General features: G+C 52.4%; 15 protein-coding genes. 11 read left to right on the top strand and 4 right to left on the bottom strand.

Translation table 11 applies throughout. The annotated features are described in order from the left end of the window. Nucleotides 1–230: 230 nt before the first annotated feature. Nucleotides 231–1,346 carry an NADH-dependent flavin oxidoreductase gene (locus tag EVJ24_RS02195; RefSeq protein WP_131439202.1) on the bottom strand — a complete coding sequence of 372 codons (1,116 nt, stop codon included), beginning with the start codon at nucleotides 1,344–1,346 and terminating at the stop codon, nucleotides 231–233. 257 nt (nucleotides 1,347–1,603) lie between these two features. Here EVJ24_RS02195 and EVJ24_RS02190 point away from each other — a divergent pair, with 257 nt between their 5' ends. After that, nucleotides 1,604–3,259 (top strand): glycerol-3-phosphate dehydrogenase/oxidase, encoded by a 1,656-nt coding sequence (locus EVJ24_RS02190; RefSeq protein WP_131439200.1) that lies wholly within the window; start codon nucleotides 1,604–1,606, stop codon nucleotides 3,257–3,259. A gap of 44 nt (nucleotides 3,260–3,303) precedes the next feature. On the opposite strand, the gene EVJ24_RS02185 is transcribed toward EVJ24_RS02190, so the two are convergent. Then, nucleotides 3,304–3,744 carry a hypothetical protein gene (locus EVJ24_RS02185; protein WP_131439198.1) on the bottom strand — a complete coding sequence of 147 codons (441 nt, stop codon included), beginning with the start codon at nucleotides 3,742–3,744 and terminating at the stop codon, nucleotides 3,304–3,306. A 111-nt stretch (nucleotides 3,745–3,855) separates the two neighbouring features. Between EVJ24_RS02185 and EVJ24_RS02180 the strand changes: the two genes are divergently transcribed. The 3 genes from EVJ24_RS02180 (at nucleotide 3,856) to fba (ending at nucleotide 5,680) form a co-directional block, all read left to right on the top strand. Continuing rightward, nucleotides 3,856–4,200 carry a YxeA family protein gene (locus EVJ24_RS02180; RefSeq protein WP_161568725.1) on the top strand — a complete coding sequence of 115 codons (345 nt, stop codon included), beginning with the start codon at nucleotides 3,856–3,858 and terminating at the stop codon, nucleotides 4,198–4,200. 107 nt (nucleotides 4,201–4,307) lie between these two features. Further along, complete coding sequence (locus EVJ24_RS02175) at nucleotides 4,308–4,670, top strand: response regulator (protein WP_236637524.1); 363 nt, start codon at nucleotides 4,308–4,310, stop codon at nucleotides 4,668–4,670. A gap of 155 nt (nucleotides 4,671–4,825) precedes the next feature. Further along, nucleotides 4,826–5,680, top strand: a complete 855-nt coding sequence (fba, locus tag EVJ24_RS02170; RefSeq protein WP_131439194.1) for a class II fructose-1,6-bisphosphate aldolase — start codon at nucleotides 4,826–4,828, stop codon at nucleotides 5,678–5,680. Here the strand turns inward: fba and EVJ24_RS02165 are convergent. Then, complete coding sequence (locus EVJ24_RS02165; RefSeq protein WP_131439192.1) at nucleotides 5,663–5,851, bottom strand: hypothetical protein; 189 nt, start codon at nucleotides 5,849–5,851, stop codon at nucleotides 5,663–5,665. The genes fba and EVJ24_RS02165 overlap by 18 nt on opposite strands. A gap of 46 nt (nucleotides 5,852–5,897) precedes the next feature. On the opposite strand from EVJ24_RS02165, the gene fsa reads away from it, so the two are divergent. The 6 genes from fsa (at nucleotide 5,898) to EVJ24_RS02135 (ending at nucleotide 11,145) form a co-directional block, all read left to right on the top strand. Then, a complete protein-coding gene (gene fsa, locus EVJ24_RS02160) occupies nucleotides 5,898–6,548 on the top strand; it encodes a fructose-6-phosphate aldolase (protein ID WP_131439190.1) in 651 nt (216 codons plus the stop codon). A gap of 26 nt (nucleotides 6,549–6,574) precedes the next feature. After that, nucleotides 6,575–7,828 (top strand): UDP-N-acetylglucosamine 1-carboxyvinyltransferase, encoded by a 1,254-nt coding sequence (murA, locus tag EVJ24_RS02155; protein WP_131439188.1) that lies wholly within the window; start codon nucleotides 6,575–6,577, stop codon nucleotides 7,826–7,828. Between the two features lie 17 nt (nucleotides 7,829–7,845). Continuing rightward, nucleotides 7,846–8,814: a class II fructose-bisphosphatase gene (gene glpX / locus EVJ24_RS02150; protein WP_131439186.1), complete on the top strand. Its 969-nt coding sequence runs from the start codon at nucleotides 7,846–7,848 to the stop codon at nucleotides 8,812–8,814. Nucleotides 8,815–8,916: 102 nt separating this feature from the next. After that, a complete protein-coding gene (locus EVJ24_RS02145) occupies nucleotides 8,917–9,843 on the top strand; it encodes an ATP-binding cassette domain-containing protein (protein ID WP_131439184.1) in 927 nt (308 codons plus the stop codon). Further along, nucleotides 9,833–10,603, top strand: coding sequence for an ABC transporter permease (locus EVJ24_RS02140; RefSeq protein WP_131439182.1), 771 nt, complete (start codon nucleotides 9,833–9,835; stop codon nucleotides 10,601–10,603). Before EVJ24_RS02145 ends, EVJ24_RS02140 begins: the two co-directional genes overlap by 11 nt. A 56-nt stretch (nucleotides 10,604–10,659) precedes the next feature. Continuing rightward, nucleotides 10,660–11,145, top strand: a complete 486-nt coding sequence (locus EVJ24_RS02135) for a DUF421 domain-containing protein (RefSeq protein ID WP_236637523.1) — start codon at nucleotides 10,660–10,662, stop codon at nucleotides 11,143–11,145. 47 nt (nucleotides 11,146–11,192) lie between these two features. On the opposite strand, the gene EVJ24_RS02130 is transcribed toward EVJ24_RS02135, so the two are convergent. Next, nucleotides 11,193–11,888: a C40 family peptidase gene (locus EVJ24_RS02130; protein WP_131439178.1), complete on the bottom strand. Its 696-nt coding sequence runs from the start codon at nucleotides 11,886–11,888 to the stop codon at nucleotides 11,193–11,195. A gap of 378 nt (nucleotides 11,889–12,266) precedes the next feature. On the opposite strand from EVJ24_RS02130, the gene rho reads away from it, so the two are divergent. Next, nucleotides 12,267–13,607: a transcription termination factor Rho gene (gene rho, locus EVJ24_RS02125; RefSeq protein WP_070328201.1), complete on the top strand. Its 1,341-nt coding sequence runs from the start codon at nucleotides 12,267–12,269 to the stop codon at nucleotides 13,605–13,607. Nucleotides 13,608–13,660 lie beyond the last annotated feature (53 nt).

Genomic DNA, 13,660 nt, shown 5'->3' with positions numbered 1-13,660 from the left:
AGGCGGAACGAATGATGGGTCTCGCGCCGCGGTCTCAATGAGGAAACGCTTCCTGTCCTTAGCTTACGAATGGGGCGAATGGTTGGAAAGTTAGGTCAACACGAAAGGAGTGGTGAAAAAGATGATAAATGTGACGGAATTGTGTCCGAAGAGACTTATTTGTGTCACAGTCCGGTCTCGTCTCCGAACGCAATAAAAAATCCGCAGACTTATGTCTGCGGACAGCTTGCTTATTTTACTGCTTCATCTTTGATTGGGAACCAACCGGCACGTGTCGTAATGGCGTTCCAAAGTGGGGCCGGGACAGCGAGTTCGGCTTGCTTGTTCAAGTCGAGTGCCGTTTCAATCTCCTCTTCACGATCCGTTTGCACTTTTTCAAGCCAGTCAGGGTCGATGATGAGTTCACGGCCGAGCGCGGCCAGGTCGATGACGTTCAAAGCGTCTTCGACTTGACCTGGGCGCTGAAGTTGTCCGACTCCGATGAGCGGGACGGCACCGTTGATGCGTTTCGCGATCCGGTCGATCGAGCGTTCCATCACGTTCTCGTTGCGCATCGAACCGATATTGAAGTTCCAAAGCGAGGCGTGAAGGTAGTCGAGTCCTTCCTCGAGCAACATGTCGATCAATACGTCCGTGTCGTCGAGCGTGATACCTGGCTCTTCGACTTCTTCTGGTGAGAAGCGGTAGCCAATCAAGAAATCGTCAGCGTCTTTCGCCGCGGCTTTCACAGACCGGATGACTTCACGCGGGAACGTGAGACGCGCCTGTACGTCGCCTCCGAAGCGGTCGTCTCGGCGGTTTGAGTGCGGTGAGAAGAACTGCTGGATCAAGTACGTGTTCGCTCCGTGAATCTCGACGCCGTCAAATCCGGCTTCGATGGCACGGCGTGTCGCTTCACCGAATGCTTCGATGATCGCCTCGACTTCTTCTGTCTCGAGGGCACGCGGTGTGGCGGCACCTTCACGGACGGGTGCGACCGCGCTTGCGCTCACAGGTTGTTCGTTCGGGACGAGCTCTGGAGGAGACATACGTCCAGCGTGGAAGATTTGCAGAACGGCTTTGGCACCTTCCGCCTTCAAACTTTCAGCGAGTTGACGGAGACCGGTGATGAAGTGATCGTCGCTCGCGCCAAACGCGTTCGGGAATCCTTTACCGTCTTCTGTCACATAGGCACACGCCGTGATGGCGAGACCGACATTTTTCGCTCGCTTCCGATAGTAGGCGAGTTCGTGCTCCGAAACCTCACCTGTCGGCTCGGACGAATAATGGGTCATCGGCGCAAGGACGAGCCGGTTATGAAGCTCGACGCCGTTTTTAAATTGAAAAGATTGTAACATGCGTTTCATGAAAACTCCTCCTTTGTAGTGATACTTTGAAGTCTAGTCTTCTGAATTTCAAATTGCGAGCGTGACGCTTTCGGTCGGGCAGGTTGCGTGTCTAGTGAGCCGGTCGATGGTTGAAGAATTGAGAATAGGGTATAATATAGGAGAAAAGTTGATAACCGGTTGGAGATTACAGAGAGACCACGACATAGAGGGCGAAGCCTTGTTTTGTTGTGGTCTCTTTGTTTATACGAACCGGATTCATTATAGGAGGGAATAAGATGGAAATCAGAAACTTCTCAGCAAAAGAACGTGCCAAGCGATACGAACAATTGACGAGTGAGCGTCATGACATCCTCGTCGTCGGTGGGGGTATCACCGGTGCCGGGATCGCCCTCGACGCCGCTTCAAGGGGAATGAAGACGGCTGTGCTTGAAATGCAAGACTTCGCGGCCGGAACATCGAGCCGCTCGACGAAACTTGTCCACGGTGGCTTGCGCTATTTGAAACAGTTCGAAGTCGCGCTCGTCGCTGAGGTCGGGAAAGAACGCGCCATCGTCTATGAGAACGGACCGCACGTCACGACGCCAGAGCGCATGCTGCTTCCGATGCACAAAGGCGGCACGTTCGGACCGCTCTCGACAGCGCTCGGGCTGATGGTGTATGACTTCTTGGCCGGCGTCAAACGAGCGGAGCGCCGTTTGATGTTGAAGCCGGAAGAAGTGATCGAGAAGTCACCGCTCGTCAAAAAAGACGGGCTCGTCGGTGGCGGTTATTACGTCGAGTATCGGACGGACGATGCGCGCATGACGATCGAAGTCGCGAAAGAAGCGGCGAACCATGGCGCACTCCTCTTAAACTACTCGAAAGTGACCGGTCTCCTATACGAGCAGGGAAAAGTCGTCGGCGTGAACGTCGAAGATCAAATCGACGGGAAGACGTATGAAATTTATGCGAAAAAAGTCATCAACGCAACCGGCCCATGGGTCGACGTGCTCCGTGAGCAGGACGGCTCGAATAAAGGCAAGATGCTTCGTCTGACGAAAGGGATTCATCTCGTCATCGATCAATCGAAGTTCCCGCTCAAACAAGCGACTTACTTCGATACACCAGATGGTCGAATGGTGTTCGCCATCCCGCGTGACGGCAAAGCGTACGTCGGGACGACTGACACGTTCTTCGATAAGGATAAGGCGCATCCGCGCATGACGACAGAAGACCGCGACTATATCTTGGGCGCGATCCACTATATGTTCCCGGATGTGTCGTTGACGGAAGATGACGTCGAGTCAAGCTGGGCCGGCATCCGTCCGCTCATCTATGAGGAAGGCAAAGATCCGTCCGAGATCTCACGGAAAGATGAGATCTGGCAATCGGACAGCGGCCTGATCACAATCGCCGGCGGTAAGTTGACAGGCTACCGGAAGATGTCTGAGACGGTCGTCGATCTCGTCGCGAAGCTACTCAAACAAGAAGAGGGCATCGTCTTCCTCGCCTCGCGGACGAAACATATGCCGATGTCGGGTGGACATGTGGGCGGTTCGAACGGCTTTGACGACTTCTTGACGAAGAAGACAGACGAGCTGAAAAACCTTGGTTTCGATGACGTGAAAGCGGAGCAGTTAGTCCGTCTCTACGGATCGAACATCGATCGCGTCGTCGAGCGGATGGATACGAACGCTTATGACCTGCCTGAGATCGTCTACGCGCAGTTGATGTACGGCATCGAAGAAGAGTCGGTCGTCCGTGCCATCGACTTCCTCGTCCGTCGGACAGGGGCGATGTTCTTCGACATCGACTTCGTCAGAGACTATAAAGACGGTGTCTTGCGCTGTATGGCCGATGTCTTCAAATGGTCGGATGCACGTCTCACCGAGGAGAGGGAAGAAGTCGAGAAAGAAATCGAACTCGCCGTTGTCCCGGTCACGATCGACTAAACGTATACCAAAAGGAACTTCGCTCAAGCGAGCGAAGTTCCTTTTCATATGCCTAATTCTTCATAGTACGCTGTGATCCGGTCATCGATTGCGAAGACCATCTCCTCGTCGCCCGAAAAATAGAAGACGATATACGTTCCGTCCTCGCGATCCACTTCCGCTTCGACGATGAGCGTTGTCGGCTGTCCGTCATACGTGACTTCTAGTTCACCGAGCGGATGCACGGTCGCCTCGTCTAAATCTGGATTGGAGACAAGTAGATATATGCGCTTTACGTCTTTTGCTGAAATCGGTTCGTCGAAAACCTCGGAGATGAGTTTGAACGTCTCGGGCACGTCTTCTAATTCCGCATCTATTGAAGTAGCGAGCGGTATATCGTCTTCATACGCGTCGGCGACCGGCTCTTCTCCGAACGTCCCAGCCGTGATGGCGACACCTCCGGCAAGCGTCACTAAAAAAAGTAAAAATCCGAATAAATGCTTCATGTCGTGTCTCCCATCATGTCTTGTACGTCGAGTATAACAAGAAGCGTTGCGTTTAGGAATCGCTCAGATATGGTATTGGAAGATAGCGATCAATAGAAGTGAGGGATGCCCATGCAACGGAACCGAGTACTCATCGTCACAGTCTGTCTCGCGGTCTTTGCCGGATGGTTCGTCATCGATTTGGACCGTCTGTTCGCGGATACATATTATGTGAAAATACCGAAGGCAGAGACGGCAGAGCGAGATGGGACGGACTATGTGTATACGACAATCGGCTATGATGAGGAACGAAAAAAGCGTTCGCTCACATTCACGTCTGACTCACGGCTCGCAGAAGGTGATTTTTTGCAATTGTACGTGAAAGATGAAGGGACGGTGACGTCGTATGAAATCGCCGACGAACGAGACGTTCCCTTTGAATTGAAAATGGAGCAAGCAGGGGAGGCGGGGACATGAGCCTCGTTTCCTTGTTTTAGAAAATGACGCGTCGCCAAACGAAAACGATTTTGGTATGGTTATATTATCGCACAAAGTTATAGAAGCTACGGAAAGAAGGTAACTAGATGTCACGCATGCTAATCGCAGACGACCAAGATGGAATTCGCTTGATGCTCGCCCAAGTGTTTAAAAATCTGGGTATCGAGGTCGACACGGCCCAGGACGGCTTGAGCGCTTGGGAACAGCTAGAACAAAGTACTTACGATTTGGTGCTGCTCGATATGAACATGCCGCGCATGTTCGGGCATGAAGTGTTACGGAACATGCGGAACAACGACATCGACACACCGGTCATGATCATGACCGCATTTGGGGAAAAATCGACAATCGAAGAAGTGCGCCGCCTTGGGATCACGGCTCAGTTCGAGAAGCCGTTCGATATTTATGGCATGATCGAGAAAGTGAAAGAAGTGCTCGACATTCAGTGAATCGTCACGAAGATGACATATGTAAACGCTTGCGTGGAGCCATTTCTATATGCGAATAGCATAGGCACAAGTTTTGACGTGTGTTATAATGGGAACGAATTGCACAGGGTCACTTTTCCCACAGTGCACAACAGCGAACAGAGGAGGACATCATTATGCCATTAGTATCAATGACAGAAATGCTTAACAAAGCATTCGAAGGCAAGTATGCAGTCGGCCAATTCAACATCAACAACCTCGAGTGGACGCAAGCGATTCTTCGCGCTGCGGAAGACGAGAAATCACCAGTTATCCTCGGTGTATCAGAAGGTGCAGCAAAATACATGGGGGGCTTCACAACAGTTGTTAAAATGACTGAAGGTCTCATGCACGACTACAACATCACTGTTCCAGTTGCAATCCACCTCGACCACGGTTCTTCATTCGACAAGTGTAAAGCAGCGATCGACGCTGGTTTCACGTCTGTTATGATCGACGGTTCACACCACCCGATCGAAGAAAACATCGAAATGACGAAACAAGTCGTTGAATATGCACACGCTAAAGGTGCTTCAGTTGAAGCGGAAGTCGGCACAGTCGGCGGCGAAGAAGACGGCGTCATCGGCGGCGTACAATACGCTGACCTTAACGAGTGTGTCCGTGTTGTTAAAGAAGCGAAAGTTGACGCTCTTGCAGCGGCACTCGGTTCTGTACACGGAGAATACGCAGGCGAGCCAAACCTTGGCTTCAAAGAGATGGAAGAAATCGCGGAAGCGACTAAAACGCCACTCGTTCTTCACGGCGGTTCAGGAATCCCTGAACACCAAATCAAAAAAGCAATCGAGCTCGGCCACAGCAAAATCAACGTTAACACTGAGTGCCAACAAGAATGGACTCGTGCCGTACGTGAGAAAGTCGCTGCTGACTCGAAAGTATATGACCCACGTAAAATCATCGGACCTGGTATCGAAGCGATTTACAACGTCGTTTCTGGTAAGATGCGTGAGTTCGGTTCAAGCAACCAAGCGTAATCCTGTCACATCAGTCGGTTCTCCTCGTGAGAACTGGCTTTTTTGTTGAAAAAAATATAGGAAGTCATGGGCCGTCGGGACGCTCGCCGGGATGATTTTGCTTGCCGCTTCGATGCTCGGCATCGCCGCCTTGACGTAAAGGGTATAGCAATTCTGTGTCGATTTCCTCATAATAAGAGAGTAAGCGATTACAATCCGATTCGAGGAGGACATGTACATGCGTTTTTTCATTGACACAGCAAATGTGGAAGACATCAAGAAAGCTCACAAAATGGGCGTCATCGGGGGCGTGACGACGAATCCATCGCTCGTCGCGAAAGAAGGCGTCGATTTCCATACGCGGCTCCGTGAGATTTGTGAGGTCGTCGGGGACCTTTCAGTCAGCGCGGAAGTTATTGCGCTCGACGCAGAGGGTATGGTCAAAGAAGGAAAGGAACTCGCGGCGATCGCGCCGAATATTACAGTTAAGGTGCCAATGACAGCAGCCGGTATGGTCGCTGTCAATGAGTTTTCGAAGCTTGGCATTAAGACGAACGTGACGCTCATTTTTAACGCCAACCAAGCGCTCTTAGCAGCTCGGGCGGGTGCGTCATACGTCTCGCCGTTCATCGGACGCCTTGACGACATCGGCCACGATGGTCTCGACCTCGTCGAGACGATTGCGAATATCTTTGCCATCCATGGCATCGATACGGAAATCATCGCCGCGTCCGTTCGCCATCCGGTCCACGTGACGAAAGCAGCTCTACTTGGTGCTAATATCGCCACGGTACCGTACAAAGTCATCGAACAGATGATGAATCATCCGCTCACTGACAAAGGGATTGAGCAGTTCTTAGCGGATTGGAATAACGCTCAATCCAAATAAGTTCGTCGTAGAAAGGTTTGATCATCGTGGAAATTCTCCATATCGTTGGACAGCAGAAACTTGAAGGAACAGTTGACATTAGTGGCGCCAAACAGAGTGCCTTGCCTTGTCTCGTCGCAGCACTTCTTACCGAAGAACCGGTGACAATCGAGAACGTCCCCGTCATCGAAGATGTTGAAGTGATGCTCAGCCTATTACAAGAACTCGGGGTGACAATCGAGCGGGACGGGGAGCGGATGACGCTTCATGCAAAAGATGCCGTCGCCATGCCGCTGCTCGGCTCAGAAACTCGGAAAGTCCGGGCCGCTGTCTACTTACTTGGTGTGTTCGCAGCTCGTTTTGGGAAAGGGGCCGTTGGATTACCAGGGGGATATGCGATTGGTCCACGACCGATCGATTTACATTTAAAAGCGTTAGAACGTCTCGGTATCAAAGTCGAGAACGAGTCGGGTCTCTATCACGTCAACGCCGACAAGTTGGCCGGCAACCGGATCTACCTCGACCTTCGTTCATTCGGGGCGACGGTTAGCGCGATGCTCGCCGCGGTCCTTGCCGAAGGGACGACCGTCATTGAAAATGCCGCGACTGATCCGGAAGTCGTCGACGTCGCGACGATGCTGACATCGATGGGCGCATACGTCATCGGCGCCGGGACTGATGAGATTCGAATTAAAGGAGTCGAACGCTTGCACGGCTGTACACATACGCTCATACCAGACCGCCTTGAAGCCGGAACGTTTATGATTTACGGTGCGGTTGCAGGGGAAGTGACGGTTCGAAACGTTATTCCGACCCATTTAGAAGGTGTCATCCAAAAATTGATGGATTACGGTGCTGAAATCGAGGTCGGGGAAGAAACGATCACGGTTCGGGCGAAAGCTTTTGAGCCGATTGATATTCGCGTCTTCCACTACTCGGGTTATCCGACCGATTTGCAACCGATCATGTCAGCCGCCTTGTTGAAAGCGAACGGGACGAGCGTCGTGACGGACAAGCTATACGTCCAGCGCTTCCGTCATATCGCCGAAATGCGGCGGATGAACGCGCAAATCACGCTTGAAGATTCATCGGCCGTCATTCGTGGCGGGACGACGCTTGCGAACGCTGAGATGGAGTCTGCCGACGCGCGAAGCGCCGCGGCACTCGTCTTGGCCGGTCTACAGGCAACGGGCGAGTCGACGGTTCTCTATGCGGAACGTCTGAACGACTCGTATGTCGACTTCGTCGGCAAACTAAAACAACTCGGCGCCCTCGTCTGGGTCGATGAGATGTCCGAGTAACAAAGGGGAGAATTCGGGTGGAACGTAGTTTATCAATGGAATTGGTCCGGGTCACAGAAGCGGCAGCGCTGTCTTCGGCCCGATGGATGGGAAAAGGCTTGAAAGAAGAAGCGGACGACGCAGCCACAACAGCGATGCGCGAAGTGTTCGATACGATTCCGATGAAAGGGATCGTCGTCATCGGGGAAGGTGAGATGGACGAGGCACCAATGCTCTACATCGGCGAGAAAGTCGGGAACGGTTACGGCTCACGCCTCGACGTCGCTGTTGACCCGCTCGAAGGGACGAGCATCGTCGCGACGGGAACATGGGGCGCGCTCGCGGTGCTCGCGGTCGCGGACGCAGGTGATCTTCTTCACGCGCCAGACATGTATATGGATAAGATTGCAGTCGGTCCGGAAGCGGCTGGACTCATCAGCCTCGACAATTCGATTGAAGAAAACATCGCCATCGTCGCCAAGGCTAAAGGCAAGAACGTCGAAGACGTCGTCGTCACGATTTTGCACCGTGACCGTCATGAAGAGATGATTCAACGGGTCCGGGCGACTGGAGCCCGCATCAAGTTGATTCCGGACGGCGATGTCGCGGCTGCCATCAATACAGCGTTCCCGAAAACCGGTGTCGATCTCTTGCTCGGCTCGGGCGGGGCGCCGGAAGGCGTCATCGCAGCCGTCGCCATGAAGTGTCTCGGTGGTGACTTCCAGGGACGCTTGTTGCCGGAAGACGCGGCCCAGGAACAACGATGCCAAGATATGGGCATCGCCGACACAGGACGCATCCTGCTTCTTGACGATCTCGTCAAAGGCGAGGATTGTATCTTCGCGGCGACGGGTGTGACAGACGGTGAACTGCTCCGTGGTGTCCAATTCACGGGTCAGGGCGGTCAGACACACTCGGTCGTCATGCGCGCCAAATCGGGTACGGTCCGTTTCGTCGAAGGGATTCATTCATTGAAGAAAAAACCGAAAATGGTCATGAAACCTTAATTCTCTCGAGCTGCAGATTCTCTCTGCAGCTTTTTTTTGATGCGTTCTTTCATATTTAAGATATGAACAGAACGGGAATGAGAAAGGCAGGAGGTGGGTTTAATGATCGAAGTGGAGTCACTCGTCAAGACGTTCGGGGATGTTCCGGCCGTCGATGGAATATCGTTTTCAGTCAAACAAGGAGAAATCTTTGCGTTTCTTGGTCCGAACGGGGCCGGGAAATCGACGGCTATACAGATGTTGACGACACTCATTCGACCGACGAGTGGGTCGGCGCGCGTGAACGGGTTTGATGTCGTCAAGCGGGAGAAGGACGTCCGGTTATCCATCGGTGTCGCCCTCCAGGAGACGGGCATCGATAAAGTGTTGACCGGCCGGGAATTGCTCGTCCTTCAAGGACGGCTGTTCAAGATGACGAAACGTGAAGCAGAAGCACGGGCCGAGGAACTGCTGTCGGTCGTCTCGCTCACGGAAGCGGCTGACCGAAAGAGTGGCACTTACTCCGGCGGGATGCGGCGTCGGCTTGATTTGGCGCTCACGCTCGTCCATCGTCCGATCGTACTGTTTTTAGATGAACCGACGACCGGGCTTGACCCGGCGAGTCGAATCGAAATTTGGAAAGAAGTTCGGCGTCTCAATCAAGAGTTCGGGACGACCATCTTTTTGACGACACAATATTTAGAGGAGGCGGACGAGCTGGCCGATCGCATCGCCATCATCCATCACGGTAAGATTGTCGTCGAAGGGACAGCAGAAGAATTGAAGCAGACCGTCGGAGGCGAGTCGATTTCTCTAGTGTTTCATACCGATTCAGAAGCACGGGCCGCCGCTGAGCTGTTCGGACAAGCCGCGACCGGACCGAGCCTCGTCTTCGAACTTCGCGACTACACGTTGACCGACGTCGTCCGGAAACTCGATGAGCAGGCGTTACAGCCGGAGCGGCTCATGGTGAAACAGCCGTCGCTTGACGACGTGTTCTTGAAAGTGACGGGCGAATCGTACGAAGGAGGTGTGCCGAGTGTGGACTGAAACGTGGTTGTTTACAAAGCGGAGTCTGGTGACGACGATCCGCAACCCATTTTCATTTATCCCGAACTTGATGATCTCTGTCTTTTTCTTGCTCGTCTATACGAGCGGGCTGTCGAGTGTGTCCGCATTGCCGCAGTTCGGTGGCGGCGACTACTTGAATTTCATCTTGCCGGTATCAATCGTCTCAGGTGCTGTCGGCGGGGCCGGGGGTGCCGGCCAAGCGTTAGTGCGTGACATCGAGAGCGGCTATTTCGCCCGATTGCTGCTCACGCCTTCGACACGGACTGCCATCGTGCTCGGACCGATGATTGCCGGGATGCTGCAGCTGTTCGTTCAAACGCTGCTCATCTTTTCCGTCGCGTTCTTACTCGGGTTATCGATTCCGGTCGGTGTGGTCGGCTTCTTGTTCACGGTCCTGCTCGCGCTCGGATTCGGACTTGGCTTTGCCGGATATTCGGTCGGGGTCGCCTTGAAGACACGGAACGCCCAAGCCGCACAGGCCGGGACACTTCTCTTCTTCCCGCTCATCTTCTTGTCGACGACGTTCGTCCCGAAAGAGTTGATCGAGGCGGAATGGCTCAAAGTGGCGGCGACGTTCAATCCGACGACGTACATCTTTGAGGGCATGCGGGCCGTGTTGACCCAACCGACGATTGACTGGGGCGCTTTGTCGGCCGGCCTTGCCGTGGCTGGAGGGATGAGTGTCATCATGGTCGTCTTCGCGGCGACGAACGCGCGTGGGGCCTTGAAACAAAAATGATGAACGACGAGTGAGCTTTCGAAGTGATTGTTCAAAAACAGAAAAGGGGGGAGACGATGGATCAACTCAAAACGATGGGGCAAATCATCTTGACAGGGATCGGGGCTTACTTCTCGATCATTTTCATATTACGTGTATCAGGAAAACGGACGCTCTCGAAAATGAACGCATTCGATTTCATCGTGACCGTTGCCCTCGGTTCGATCTTAGCGACGACGCTCACGAGCCGACAGACACCGCTACTGAATGGGCTCGTCGCTTTTGCCACACTCGTCGCGTTGCAATACGTCATGGCGAAGCTGGCCAATCGGTCAAAACGAGTGAACGAGCTGATCAAATCGACACCGACGATGCTATATTATCGGGGGAGTTACTTAGAAGCGGAGATGCGTAAAGAACGCGTGCTCGAGATCGAAGTGCTCCAAGCCATCCGCTCGAGTGGGACCGCTCACGATAAAGTCGAGGCGGTCATCCTTGAGACAGACGGGACGTTCTCGGTGTTGACGAGCACGGAAGCCGTTTTGCAAAACGTGCGTAAATGAAAAACGACTCGGTTCCGCGGAACCGAGTCGTTTGAGGTTTTATTGAATTAGAGGTACGTTCCAGCACCGACGTAACGTGGTGCCCAGTAACCAGATGTGAAGCTCGCGTATTTAACGCCGCCTGTTTCTGAGTTGATCATTTGTGTCTTGCTGATTGCCATACCGACGTGTTGGATCGTGCCGCCGTTATGTGAGAAGAACACGAGGTCGCCTGCTTGAATCGCTGACTTCGACAATTTTTTCGAGCTTGAGTATTGTGAGCGTGAATCACGTGGGATTGACTTGTTGATCGCTTTCTTGTAAACATGTCCTGTGTAACCAGAGCAGTCAAATCCAGCTGTTGTCGTTCCGCCGTAACGGTACGGTGTACCAAGGTATTTCTTCGATTCAGCGACAAGTTTCGTACGCGCGCTTGAAGAAGAAGTCGTTGCTACTTGTGTAGCCGTTGCTGTGTTTGCTTTCAAGTACGTGTAAGTCGATGACGCTGAGATGTAACGGTGAGTCCCTTTGTAGTTGATCTTGTAGAACGAGCCAACTTTACCGAGGTATGTATAGCGTTGACCTTTATTCATCTTCGTAACGACTGACGAGCTGAGTGATGCTGATGTCCGAATGTTCAAGCCGTTGACTTTCGAGTAAGCGAATGTTCCAGTAGCTGCTTCTGCTTGTTCACCTGTTGTGAATGCAAGACCCGAGAAAGCGATAGTGGCGGCGACGATGATAGATGCGAAACGCTTCAACATAGTATAATTCCCTCCGTTTTTTAAAATAAAACCCTGTGAGTGTATATGATCGATGTGTGTTTACGATAGTTGAGCAAAAGGCGAGTTTGTTACCCGGTTTCCTCTGCAAATAAACTATATCATGCGTAAGACCGATGGCATTTTTCAATCACAAGTCAAAAATAGTTTTCTTGTAACATATTTGAAACAATATGGAGGCATAGAGACCTTTTTGTTACATAAGGAAGAGTACCGGACGTTAACTTTTAAAAATCAAGGGAATAGACTGATATGTAGCCGTTTATATAAAGTGACGGCATGATTGAATTGTGATTAGATGAATAAGAACTTTACAATTACTTTTCAAATATAGAATCACAAGAAAGACAGGTGACGTTTATGACGCAAAGTACAGAACCAGCTAAAAACTATACGCTTCGTGAACTCGAGACGAAGACGTTGAAAGAATTGTATGAAATCGCAAAAGAAGTGAATGTGCCTCAATATCGGGAAGCACGGAAACGTGAACTCATGTTCCGAATCTTAAAATCGCAAGCCGAATCGAAGGACCTTTATTTCCTCGAAGGCGTCCTTGAGATCATCCCTCCGAACCCGCAGTCACAAAATGAAGGTGGCTTCGGTTTCCTCCGACCGATCAACTACTCCCAATCGTCCGAAGACATCTATATCGCCGCTTCACAGATCCGCCGCTTTAGTTTGCGGAACGGGGATCTCGTCACCGGGAAAGTCCGGAAACCGAAAGAAAATGAACGTTTCCAAGGGCTCTTGAGCGTCGAGGCGGTCAACGGGGAAACGACCGATTCGACCCGGAACCGCGACTATTTCCCTGCGCTCACGCCGATCTATCCGGAAAAGCAAATGGTGCTCGAGACGGAGCCGAACCATCTATCGGTCCGTGTCATGGATATGATCGCACCGGTCGGCTTCGGGCAACGTGGTTTGATCGTCGCCCCACCGAAAGCCGGGAAGACATCTCTATTGAAAGAAGTCGCCAATTCCATCACGACGAACCATCCGAACGTTGAACTGATCATCCTATTGATCGACGAACGTCCGGAAGAAGTGACGGACATCCAACGTTCGGTGCCGGGTGCAGACGTCGCCTATTCGACGTTTGACGAGACACCGGAGAATCACACTCGCATCTCGGAGCTCGTGCTAGAGCGGGCGATGCGCCTCGTCGAACATAAGAAAGACGTCGTCATCTTGCTCGACTCGATCACTCGGTTGACGCGTGCGTATAACCTGTCCGTCCCGCCGAGCGGGCGTACGCTCTCGGGCGGAATCGACCCGGCAGCGTTCCACAAACCGAAGAAATTCTTCGGGGCGGCCCGGAACATCGAGGACGGCGGAAGTTTGACGATTCTCGGGACGGCGCTCATCGATACCGGTTCGCGGATGGATGACGTCATCTATGAAGAGTTCAAAGGGACCGGCAACATGGAGCTCCATCTCGACCGGAAGCTCGCGGAACGCCGTATCTTCCCGGCCATCGATATCCGTCGTTCAGGTACGCGGAAAGAAGAACTCCTCCTCGGCAAGGACGAGCTCGACTCGCTTTGGACGATTCGTCGCACGATGAACGAGTCGCCGGACTTCGTCGATCAGTTCTTGCGTCGTGTGCGTGAGACGCAAACAAATCTCGACTTTTTTGCGGCGCTCGAGGCCGATAAGAAAAAGAGTCGTCGCCCGGTTAAAAAAACGAAAACGGACTTGTAAATCCGTGAACCGGGTGCTATTATATTCTAGTGAACTTTCTCTAGGTTGAAAGA

Origin of the sequence: Exiguobacterium sp. SH1S21, from assembly GCF_004337175.1 — a bacterium.
Lineage (GTDB): Bacteria > Bacillota > Bacilli > Exiguobacteriales > Exiguobacteriaceae > Exiguobacterium > Exiguobacterium aurantiacum_A.
The sequence above is the reverse complement of the archived record's forward strand: the minus strand, read 5'-3'. Positions and strand labels throughout refer to the sequence as shown.

Bases quoted from the DNA above. Each gene is read 5' to 3' on its own strand.
- EVJ24_RS02185 (WP_131439198.1), bottom strand. From the start codon at position 3,744: ATGAAGCATTTATTCGGATTTTTACTTTTTTTAGTGACGCTTGCCGGA.
- EVJ24_RS02130 (WP_131439178.1), bottom strand. From the start codon at position 11,888: ATGTTGAAGCGTTTCGCATCTATCATCGTCGCCGCCACTATCGCTTTC.
- EVJ24_RS02180 (WP_161568725.1), top strand. From the start codon at position 3,856: ATGCAACGGAACCGAGTACTCATCGTCACAGTCTGTCTCGCGGTCTTT.
- EVJ24_RS02195 (WP_131439202.1), bottom strand. From the start codon at position 1,346: ATGAAACGCATGTTACAATCTTTTCAATTTAAAAACGGCGTCGAGCTT.
- fsa (WP_131439190.1), top strand. From the start codon at position 5,898: ATGCGTTTTTTCATTGACACAGCAAATGTGGAAGACATCAAGAAAGCT.
- EVJ24_RS02175 (WP_236637524.1), top strand. From the start codon at position 4,308: ATGTCACGCATGCTAATCGCAGACGACCAAGATGGAATTCGCTTGATG.
- EVJ24_RS02165 (WP_131439192.1), bottom strand. From the start codon at position 5,851: ATGAGGAAATCGACACAGAATTGCTATACCCTTTACGTCAAGGCGGCG.
- EVJ24_RS02190 (WP_131439200.1), top strand. From the start codon at position 1,604: ATGGAAATCAGAAACTTCTCAGCAAAAGAACGTGCCAAGCGATACGAA.
- fba (WP_131439194.1), top strand. From the start codon at position 4,826: ATGCCATTAGTATCAATGACAGAAATGCTTAACAAAGCATTCGAAGGC.
- rho (WP_070328201.1), top strand. From the start codon at position 12,267: ATGACGCAAAGTACAGAACCAGCTAAAAACTATACGCTTCGTGAACTC.
- EVJ24_RS02135 (WP_236637523.1), top strand. From the start codon at position 10,660: ATGGATCAACTCAAAACGATGGGGCAAATCATCTTGACAGGGATCGGG.
- EVJ24_RS02145 (WP_131439184.1), top strand. From the start codon at position 8,917: ATGATCGAAGTGGAGTCACTCGTCAAGACGTTCGGGGATGTTCCGGCC.